This window comes from Micromonospora sp. KC213, assembly GCF_004348325.1.
In the GTDB taxonomy this organism is placed as follows: Bacteria; Actinomycetota; Actinomycetes; order Mycobacteriales; family Micromonosporaceae; genus Micromonospora.
The window spans coordinates 20,040-28,810 of record NZ_SMKF01000066.1; the positions used below are offsets into that span (position 1 = coordinate 20,040).

General features: G+C 68.4%; 11 protein-coding genes and 1 tRNA gene. 6 read left to right on the top strand and 6 right to left on the bottom strand.

What is annotated here, in order from left to right; all coding sequences use genetic code 11:
* Positions 1 to 494 precede the first annotated feature (494 nt).
* The 4 genes from E1166_RS30960 to E1166_RS15535 form a co-directional block, all read right to left on the bottom strand.
* Positions 495 to 1,334 carry a hypothetical protein gene (locus E1166_RS30960; protein WP_165944347.1) on the bottom strand — a complete coding sequence of 280 codons (840 nt, stop codon included), beginning with the start codon at positions 1,332 to 1,334 and terminating at the stop codon, positions 495 to 497.
* A 459-nt stretch (positions 1,335 to 1,793) separates the two neighbouring features.
* Entirely contained in the window at positions 1,794 to 2,198 is a 405-nt protein-coding gene (locus E1166_RS30965) for a hypothetical protein (protein ID WP_165944348.1), read from the bottom strand.
* A gap of 289 nt (positions 2,199 to 2,487) precedes the next feature.
* Positions 2,488 to 2,559 (bottom strand) — tRNA-Lys (locus E1166_RS15530).
* Between the two features lie 388 nt (positions 2,560 to 2,947).
* The gene (locus E1166_RS15535) at positions 2,948 to 3,403 is read right to left on the bottom strand and encodes an NUDIX domain-containing protein (RefSeq protein WP_132339576.1); all 456 of its coding nucleotides are present in this window, start codon (positions 3,401 to 3,403) and stop codon (positions 2,948 to 2,950) included.
* Between the two features lie 582 nt (positions 3,404 to 3,985).
* On the opposite strand from E1166_RS15535, the gene E1166_RS15545 reads away from it, so the two are divergent.
* Both E1166_RS15545 and E1166_RS15550 read left to right on the top strand, forming a co-directional pair.
* Positions 3,986 to 4,294 (top strand): hypothetical protein, encoded by a 309-nt coding sequence (locus E1166_RS15545; RefSeq protein WP_132339578.1) that lies wholly within the window; start codon positions 3,986 to 3,988, stop codon positions 4,292 to 4,294.
* Positions 4,295 to 4,406: 112 nt separating this feature from the next.
* Positions 4,407 to 4,976 carry an NADAR family protein gene (locus tag E1166_RS15550; protein WP_132339580.1) on the top strand — a complete coding sequence of 190 codons (570 nt, stop codon included), beginning with the start codon at positions 4,407 to 4,409 and terminating at the stop codon, positions 4,974 to 4,976.
* Positions 4,977 to 5,154: 178 nt separating this feature from the next.
* Here the strand turns inward: E1166_RS15550 and E1166_RS15555 are convergent, their stop codons facing one another.
* Positions 5,155 to 5,448, bottom strand: a complete 294-nt coding sequence (locus E1166_RS15555; protein ID WP_132339582.1) for a hypothetical protein — start codon at positions 5,446 to 5,448, stop codon at positions 5,155 to 5,157.
* A 76-nt stretch (positions 5,449 to 5,524) separates the two neighbouring features.
* Here E1166_RS15555 and E1166_RS15560 point away from each other — a divergent pair, with 76 nt between their 5' ends.
* Positions 5,525 to 5,737 (top strand): DUF397 domain-containing protein, encoded by a 213-nt coding sequence (locus tag E1166_RS15560; protein WP_132339584.1) that lies wholly within the window; start codon positions 5,525 to 5,527, stop codon positions 5,735 to 5,737.
* 223 nt (positions 5,738 to 5,960) lie between these two features.
* On the opposite strand, the gene E1166_RS15565 is transcribed toward E1166_RS15560, so the two are convergent.
* On the bottom strand, positions 5,961 to 6,476 hold the full coding sequence (locus E1166_RS15565; protein ID WP_132339586.1) for a hypothetical protein: 516 nt from the start codon (positions 6,474 to 6,476) through the stop codon (positions 5,961 to 5,963).
* Between the two features lie 79 nt (positions 6,477 to 6,555).
* On the opposite strand from E1166_RS15565, the gene E1166_RS15570 reads away from it, so the two are divergent.
* The 3 genes from E1166_RS15570 to E1166_RS15580 are packed head-to-tail and all read left to right on the top strand — an operon-like array spanning position 6,556 to position 8,656.
* Entirely contained in the window at positions 6,556 to 6,945 is a 390-nt protein-coding gene (locus E1166_RS15570; RefSeq protein WP_132261426.1) for a hypothetical protein, read from the top strand.
* Positions 6,942 to 8,081 (top strand): PEP/pyruvate-binding domain-containing protein, encoded by a 1,140-nt coding sequence (locus E1166_RS15575; RefSeq protein WP_243710369.1) that lies wholly within the window; start codon positions 6,942 to 6,944, stop codon positions 8,079 to 8,081. The genes E1166_RS15570 and E1166_RS15575 overlap by 4 nt, the downstream gene beginning before the upstream one ends.
* The gene (locus tag E1166_RS15580) at positions 8,081 to 8,656 is read left to right on the top strand and encodes a hypothetical protein (RefSeq protein WP_132339588.1); all 576 of its coding nucleotides are present in this window, start codon (positions 8,081 to 8,083) and stop codon (positions 8,654 to 8,656) included. The genes E1166_RS15575 and E1166_RS15580 overlap by 1 nt, the downstream gene beginning before the upstream one ends.
* The last annotated feature ends 115 nt before the right edge of the window (positions 8,657 to 8,771 follow it).

An 8,771-nucleotide genomic window follows, 5' to 3' on the forward strand; every position in this document is an offset into this window, starting at 1 on the left:
CACCCGTGAGTCCTGGCAACGGCCTGTGCGAGGTAACGGTCGACTGCCGCTTGAGCGCTGTACGCGCCGACTACGTCGGACGTTACGCCTGACCGAGCCGCTCCAGCCAGCGTAGAACCCATGCGCCCAAGACCGCTGCCGCGCCAGCGTAGGCAACTCCTTATGCTGCGACGCGGGCCCGCTCGCCGCAGCGGGAAACTCGTCCTGGCCAGGAATCCCCGTGCCGCGCCGCCGACAGCCGACCCGGCCCGAAGATCACCCCGGCATCCAGCAGGCTCACGCGAGTCGGAGTCAGCGGTGAGGGTTAGTTGGTTGGGGCGGCCTTGCTGGTCTCGCGCCGATTCGCCGACCACTGAGACGTCCAAACCGCGAGGTCATGCATCCAAGCTCCTCGGTCGGTGATAAAGACCGGCCCGCTTCGCTGCGATCTTGGCTCGGCCCGTGTCCTGGTTGAACTCGCGACTCGACAGCGTGGTGATAGCAACGTCCACCCGTCAGCCGTCGCCATCTGTCCCCCCGTCCCCGCCCGCGTCCATCGCATACACCGCGAACGATGCGTTCACGTCGGTGGAGTCGTCGCGCTTCGGCCGGATGTTCCACCGTGAGTCGGTGATTCCCGATGCGAGATTGCGGCGCAGCCCGTCGTCACTGATTGCCGCCAAGCCGCCGAGCGCGACCCGAGGAGCCTCACCCGCACGCGCCGGTAGGCCGTCACTAAGCTGCCTCAGCACCTCGCGTCCCAGGGTCGTGGTGGGGTCGGGTCCGGTGTAACCGTGCTTGCGTACGTAGATGACTGCGGCAGGAATCATTGCCATGAAACCGAGGAAGATCGCGAGCCCGAGGCCGGGAGACGACTCCAGTTCCTGGAACTCCCGGTAGGTCCGGGCCGTGCTCAACATGCCGATGAGGAAGACCAGGACACCGGCCCCCATCGGGGCGGCAACCGTCATCGCTTCCCACTTCCGGCGTCGCGGGCTAACGATCAGCCGGTCGACGACGGCCCGGTCCAGCGCCCCCCGTAGGCCCGCCACCGGAGCCCGGTCCCGGACAGCGGCAAGGCCGCGCTCGCCGACGTCACGGACCGCTTCGAGCAGCCGAAGCCCGTCGTCGCGATATGATGCCTCGGCTAGGCGCGCCTCGCCGGGCGGGGTCAGGCCGAGCCGCCCCGAGTCGGCCCGGACCAGTCCGTCATCGATCATCCGGACCACGCCGACATCGATGCCTCGGACGATCCCGCCACTCAGGACCGCGACGTCCACGTCATTGCCATAGCCTGCGACCAGCGAACGAGCAACCTCTAGACGCGGCCGCCGGTCACGGACGACGATCGCCACCGATGTAGCCAGCCCACCGCCGACCACCAGCCCGTAGAGGATCCACCAGACGGTCATTCGTACCTCCTGCGGCGCCCGCACTCGTTCGAACCGTACCGGCCCTTCGCAATCGACTCACGCCGATGGGGTTACGCGAGCGCACGAGGCGTCCGACCAGAAGGTTGAGTTGCACTCGAACGAGTCGATCCCCAGCTCGAACCCGATGTACCGCAGGTCGTAGCCGGGGAAGTTGTGGGAGTCGACGACGGGCTCAACCCTCCGGCGACACCCGGCGGGCGCAGAAGGTCGCGTCCAGCATCTATACCGCCGCCTGGGTTACGTCGACCGCGGATGCCTCCTGCTGCCGGGCGAACCACTGGAGATCCTTCTCGCCAAATCTTTGGAGAGTGACGCATTCATCTGCCGCCGACAACGCGCGGCAGCTGGCTCCGCCACCATGCGCTTCTGCGGGTCAGCGCGTCATCCGAGGAGCCGGCCACCGAGTGCAGCGGGCAGCGAGTTCGACAAGATCTCGTATGCCGGGTCCCGGCGAAGCCACAGCAGCTTATGTCGGTTCCCATCACTCATGGCGAGTCGGAGCGCATCGCTTGTCCTGCCCTTGACCAGCCGCGCAGTGACCACCGCGTCGAAGTAGATGACCTTGTTGGTGGGATGCGCGGCCAGCAGCGTAGCGAGATCGAACGAGCCCAAGACGGATTCAGGCAACGGTGTGCCAACCGTCGGCCCAAGGCCGTGCGACGTCGACTCGCTCCAGCTCAGCCGGCGCCGGATCAGGCCGGCCGGCGAAAGCCACAGTTCGCCGTGGACCCAGTCGAGCCAGCCGGTTGTGCAACTCCTGCTCAAGCACTGCACCACGTCAGCCACGAAGGAGATGATAGGGGCGTCCATAATCTCTTGAATATCGGAGATTGCGCGGGTGGCGTCCTGTTATGCCGCAGACAACGCGTGGTTCGGCCCCGCCCTTCGCACCCACACGCGTCACCTTGCGGCACAGGCTGCGACCCGAACCAGCGGCGGCGCGCGAGATGGTCTGGCGCATCCCCCGGGCTGGGTGCTCGGTGGGTGCTCGCGCACCAAAGCCCAAAATCCGACATATAGTCGCGCCGGGAGCAGGGCAGGGTAGTGACGCCGGGCTATTTCCCCAGTTCAGAGGTGGGCCGCCTGGGACTCGAACCCAGAACCTAAGGATTAAAAGTCCTCAGCTCTGCCATTGAGCTAACGGCCCGCAGTGTCACCAGGTTACCCGATCACCCCGACTCGGGTTGATATCCGCCTGGCCTGCGGCCCAGCGGGCACTTGCTCCTGTGCCCGCTGGGCCGCAAGCCGGGGCAGGGCATTCGTCGGCGCCGATGCTGAGGGCTGCGGTGTGGGGCGTTCGCCAACGAGCGTTGAGCCGGTCCCGCCCACGCACGCGGGTGAGGTAGGGGCCGACGTCTGGCTAACGGGCACCGACGCTCATGGGGCTACGCAGAGGGTTTGGTGAGCGGACCCCGCCAGGCCAGTACGGCGACGAGTGTGGCGTCGCCGCAGTTCGCTGGCGAGCGCGAGCTGGCCTGGAGGACGCCGAGCAAACTGCGCCAGCGTCCTCCGCTGGGTTCTCGCCACCGTAGCTCTCAAGCCGGTTGAGGGATCAACCTGGCGGCTTCGATGATGAGAGCAGGGAGTTCGGCAGGCGTGCGGAGGGCCGCCAAGTCCTCGACGGGTACCCACTTGGCGCCGCCGACTTCTTCCGCTTGGGTGGTCAGGTTGCCGCCGGTGGCTTGGCAGACGTAGACGAAGTCGATGTGCCGGTGTGGTCCGACCTTGCGGTCTTCGATGTCCATCTCGATGATGGCGAACGGGCTCGGGATGCTGCGTACGGCGGGGTGCCGGAACGGCTGGGGGCCGAGGATGTCGGCGATGATCCCGGTTTCCTCATGTACCTCGCGGAGTGCAGCCTCGGCGGGGTCTTCGTTGGGGTCGACGTGTCCGCCGGGGTAGAGCCACAGGTCGATTTTGTTGTAATGCACGAGCAGGACGTGGCCTTCGTCGTTGAAGACGATGGCTGAGCTGGTGAAGTGACGGATCATGCTCGGGTTTCTCCCTGGGCGATCTGGGCCACGCGGTCGGCCATCCACGCTACGGTCGCGTCCGTCATTCCGGGGTGAACTGGGAGTTGGACGGTGTTGTGGCGAGGTGGCGTTGGGGCACTGGTTGGCGTAGGGCTGGAAGATGGGCTGGTGGTACAGCGGCCGGTAGCGCCAGCGGATTGAGTCAGGTGGGAGTCCGGCGGCTTCGGACGCCGCGGCGACCTGCGGGGCACACGGCTTCACACCGGACGACATCGCCCGCATCAAATCACCTCTTCCGAGACCAGCACCTTCTCGATTCGTACCCGTCCGGCGAGATGGGCAGGTTCGATGCCAACCCACGGATCGCCGAGGCGTGGCAGCGGCTGGTGGACGGGAACCGCACCCCGCGGACATCGACCTGCTGCGGCACGAACGGTATGAGGCGGACTTCATGGCACGCACCGGAGACCCGAGCTACCGCAGGGCACAGCGGCCGCCCTCGACGCAGGCCACACAGGGATCCTGAGGCCGCCGCAGCAGACGGCCTCGGCTACCAGCGGAAGAACTGACAGCGACCAGGCGTGACGGAGAAGGTGAAGGATGACAGCGTCACTCGGGATCTGGGCCGAAGGGCCCTCGTCCACCGGTGTCCTCTACCGCTGGGAAGCCGACCACGGTAGCGGCGGCTCCGGCTTCGTCGCCTTCGACCCGGTCTCCCGACAGTTCCGACCCATCGACGCCACCGGCACACCCCTCGGCAACCTGGTCCTCGACGGAACCAGCGGCGACACCACAGGCTCCGCCGACGGAACCGACCGGAAACTACTGACCCAGGTCGCCACCTCGATCCTGCGGGCCTACGCGCGATCCGGCGAGCCACCAGCGACCGCCCACGCGCACTTCTACTGACCCCTGTCCCCGTGCTGCTCCCCGTCCCGCCCACCTGCGGGCGGACCGATCCTGCGCCGTGCAGCGGGCAAACCGGGTGGCTGGTGGATATGCGTTCTGGCACGCTGCTGGCATGTCCCAGATCGCCTCTCAACCGCGTAGCGTGGCCGAACTGCGCACGCTCGCCGCCAAAGGCGCTCGGGTCAAGTACCTGTTCTTCTGGGGGCACCGGCCACAACCTGACGGCAGCATCGGACCGGGATGCCTGAGCCAGTGGTGGCCCGCCCCGTTTGTGGTGAACGACGTCCGATACGCCACGGCCGAGCACTACATGATGGTCGGTAAGGCCCGCCTGTTCGGCGACGAGGCCACCGCTGCGCGGATGCTAACGGCGCCGAGCCCGGGCGCGGTCAAGGCTCTGGGCCGGCAGGTTCAGGGCTTCGACCAGACCGTGTGGGACGCGCATCGCTTCGACCTCGTCGTCGCCGGCAACGTGGCCAAGTTCGGCCAGCACCCTGAGCTTGGGAAGTACCTGGCGCGTACCGGCAACCGGATACTGGCCGAGGCCAGCCCGGTGGACCGGATCTGGGGCATCGGCCTGGCCGTGACGGATCCACGCACGTGCAACCCCGCCCAGTGGCGCGGCCTGAACCTGCTCGGGTTCGCGCTCATGCACGCCCGCGCCCAACTCGCCACGGGATGAACCTGAAGATTCGCGCGCACCCACGTGCGTCTCGGTGCCCGGCAGTTCCGAATCATCCGCCCGGCCGACGCTGCGCCCCGGCGCGGCCCTGACCGACAAGAACCCGTGGTACGTGCTGGAACTCAACGCCTGCGCCGCATTCACGATCACGGGTCTGGCGAGTTGTCCGCGCTCGTAGTCATCGCAGCCCTGACACCTCTCGAGCCACCGTTGGGTAGTCGCGCAGGATCCGTTCGATCTGCTCTCGATCGTCGAGGGTCAGCAGGCGTCTCTCCCGCATATACCGCTGTTGCGCGGCTAGTAGGTCATCACGCTCGGCGGGGTCCTCGGTACGGCCCAAACGACTGCTGTAGGCCGCGATCACCGAGCCGATCACCGCCCTCGCCAACTCGAAGTCGGCGGCCTGCTGCTCACTCCACGTTCCCAGGTTGTCAAGCCAATCTCCATTCCGTCCCCGGCCATCCTCAGCCATCCGCACTCCCTCCCCTTCGCTGTATGTCGATGTCAATCTATGCTCAACCTCGACCCAGAACCGGAGGGAAGACAGCATGAGCCGCGACTTCCTGAACCACGTGGTGTGGCGCAAGAGCAGCCGCAGCCTGAATGAGAACGCCCAGTGCGTCGAGGTCGCGCTGACCCCGCACGCGGTCGGCATCCGTGACTCCAGGGATCCCGCCGGTCCAGCCCTAATGGTGGACGCCGCCGGATGGACGATGTTCATCGGCGCGATCAAGCACCATGGTTTCCGCCCTGGCACGTGAGGCTTGTGCGTAACCTGGCAGCCATGATGGAGCGGCTCGGGGTGGTTGTTGGGTTCTGCCGGTCTGGGCCGCGTTCATCAACCGCCGGCCCTGGCCGTGGCGACCGACTCGACTCGGCTCCCGGCCCTCGCGTCACTGTGTGAGCCGCAACGAGAGCCCAGCTCGCCACCACCTGCTCGATCGCCGCCGGATACTTCGCCCGACCGAAGCCGGCAAGGGGCAGTCACGGCTCCGGTTGCGCCTGGCGTCGCCCGATCCAGTGTTCCAGGTAGGCGATGTGGTGGGGGCCGAGGCCGTGCTCGGTGGCGGGGGCGATGAGCAGGGCCTCGATACCGCGGCGACCCAGTTCCTCGGTGTAGTACCGAATGCGGCTCGTCGGCGGGCGGCCATCGAGGTCGTCGTCGACCCAGGCGAGCCGGGTGATGTGCGGGTTGTTCGCCAGCCAGGCATTCAGCGCCGGCCATTTCGGCCAGCCTTCGGCGGGGTGCAGGTCGATCTGTTCCCAGTCGTGTCCAGGGAACGGCGGTCGCATCGCCCGGCGTGCCTCGGGCAGCCAACTCGTGAGCCAGGCCGGCGTCACGTCAGGCAGTGCGGCGAGGCGGTCGAGCGCGGCGCACAGCGCCGGCGGGACGCGGACCGGCCGAAGGACGGCACCGACCTCCACCAGTTCGCCGAATGGACTGACCTCCGACGCCGGGCAGACGACCTCGTCGATGTCGAGGACGAGGACGGTGTGCACGGAGTACGACGGTAGCCCGAACGCGCCCAGGCATCAACAAGATGTTGACAAACAGGTTGTTGAAAGACAGGGTGGTGGCATGACCGGAGGAGCGGCGGATCAGGCGGCGGGCGCCGCCGAGCATCAGGCCCGGAAACGGTTGATGGCACGTGGCGGCCACGAGCTGCCACGGCTGCCGTGGTTGGCCGACGGCCAGCCGCACGACGCCGTCACGCTGATCCGCCAGGCGTTGTGGCGGGCCAACACCGACCGGAGTGCGCTGGAGTTGCCCGAGGACCTCCTCGCCGCGATCGCGTTGCTGGCCGCCGGGCGCAGCGAACTCGACCAACTTGAGGCAGGACTGTTGTTCGTCGCCCGCGCCGAGGGGCTGACCTGGGCCCAGATCGCCGATGCGCTCGGCGTGCGGACGGCCCAGGCGGCGCAGCAGCGGCACGACCGCGTTGTCACCCGGCTCGGTGGGCGTTCGTGAGCGTCGTCCCGCTGATCGAGTCGGATGCCGCCTGCGGTCGCAAGGCGTACGCCCTGGCCACCCTGATGCGTGCCGGCCTTCCCGTACCGGACGGGTTCGTCGTCACCGACCCGGCCACCGACCCGGGGCGGATTTCGGCGTCCCTGCGCCGGCTGGCGGCCCGGGCGGTCGCGGTCAGATCGTCGGGCAGGACCGAGGATTCCGGGACGGTGTCCTACGCCGGTCAGCTGGAAACCGTTCTCGGAGCCCGCGTCGTCGACGATGTGCTGGCCGCGATCGGGCGGTGCGCCGCCTCAGCCGGCACCCAGCGCGCACGGGCCTACCAGACCCACCTCGACCTCGATGGTGAGGCGAGGGTCCCGGTGATCGTGCAGGAACTCGTCGAGGCCGACCACGCCGGCGTGCTCTTCACCCGCGACCCGCGGACCGGCGACGACACGGTCGTGATCAACGCCTCCTGGGGCCTCGGTGAGTCCGTCGTCTCCGGCACGGTGGTTCCGGACGAGGTCACCGTGACCCCACCGGCGGACACGGTCCGGGTGACGATCGGTACCAAACAGACCCGGCTCGACCTGTCCGACCACGGTCTGGTCGGCTCGCCCGTTGCAGAACCGGACCGGGTACGGGGCTGCCTGACCGTCGGCGGGATCGAGCGGTTGGTCGCGCTCGGCCGCCGGTGCGAGGCCCTCTTCGGTCGGCCTCAGGACGTGGAATGGGCGGCAGCCGACGGCCAGATCTGGCTTGTCCAGTCACGTCCCATCACCACACTCCAGGCGTCTCGGACGCCGGCAGGCGACGCGGGCTCCGGCCACGTTCTCGCCACCGGTGTACCGAGCAGTCCCGGCCGGGCGCTCGGTCCGGCGCGCCTCGTGCGCTCGGTCGACGAGTTCTCGCGGGTACGGCGCGGCGACATCCTGGTCTGCCGTACCACCGATCCGGCCTGGACACCGCTGTTCCGCCTCGCCGCCGGCGTCGTCACCGAGACCGGTGGCATCCTCAGCCATGCGGCGATCGTCGCGCGGGAGTACGGAATCCCCGCCGTCGCCGGCGCCCGCGACGCACTGCGCCGCATTCCCGACGGGTCGCCGATCACCATCGACGGCGCACGCGGCACGATCACCGCAAGGCCCTCCTGATGGCCCACCAGTCGCCCACCGATCTCCTCGTGCTCCACGCGGTCCGGCTCAAGGGATTCGCCGACACGGAGGCCGTCGCGGCGCGTTTCGAGCTCGACGCCCGGCAGACCACCGAGGAACTCCTCGATGCCCAGGCCCACGGTTGGGCAACCCGGTCCTCCTTCGCCGACCTGGTCGGGTGGTCGCTCACCGACGCCGGCCGGAGGCAGAACGAGAGTCGGCTCCGCGCCGAACTCGACGAGGTCGCCGCGCGCGACGCGGTGGCCGGTGTCCACGAACGGTTCCTGCCGCTGAATGCCGAGGCGGCGCAGATCTTCACCACCTGGCAGCTCGGTGCCGGGCAGGATCCCGACATCCGCCGGCTCGCCGACATCGCCGAGGCGCTGCGCCACCTCGAAGACCGCCTGACCGCGCACCTGATCCGGTTCACCGGCTATCACGGCCGGTTCGCCGAGGCACTCGCCCGGGCCTGCGACGACCCGGCCTGGATCACCGGCATGGAGGTCGACTCCTGCCACCGGGTCTGGTTCGAGCTCCACGAGGACCTGGTCGCCACGCTCAGCCTCTCCCGGTGAGCGAGGCGCGGGACATGGTGCTGGTGTCGCGGTCGATGTGCTCGACCCCCGTCCGCGGTGAAGTGCGGTGTCGGCTGTTCGGGACGGCACAGCGTGGCGTAAATGGGGGGATACC

Excerpts from the sequence above, each read along its gene's own strand:
- E1166_RS15535 (WP_132339576.1), bottom strand. The coding sequence starts at position 3,403 with ATGATCCGTCACTTCACCAGCTCAGCCATCGTCTTCAACGACGAAGGC.
- E1166_RS15545 (WP_132339578.1), top strand. The coding sequence starts at position 3,986 with ATGACAGCGTCACTCGGGATCTGGGCCGAAGGGCCCTCGTCCACCGGT.
- E1166_RS15580 (WP_132339588.1), top strand. The coding sequence starts at position 8,081 with ATGGCCCACCAGTCGCCCACCGATCTCCTCGTGCTCCACGCGGTCCGG.
- E1166_RS15570 (WP_132261426.1), top strand. The coding sequence starts at position 6,556 with ATGACCGGAGGAGCGGCGGATCAGGCGGCGGGCGCCGCCGAGCATCAG.
- E1166_RS15555 (WP_132339582.1), bottom strand. The coding sequence starts at position 5,448 with ATGGCTGAGGATGGCCGGGGACGGAATGGAGATTGGCTTGACAACCTG.
- E1166_RS15550 (WP_132339580.1), top strand. The coding sequence starts at position 4,407 with ATGTCCCAGATCGCCTCTCAACCGCGTAGCGTGGCCGAACTGCGCACG.
- E1166_RS15560 (WP_132339584.1), top strand. The coding sequence starts at position 5,525 with ATGAGCCGCGACTTCCTGAACCACGTGGTGTGGCGCAAGAGCAGCCGC.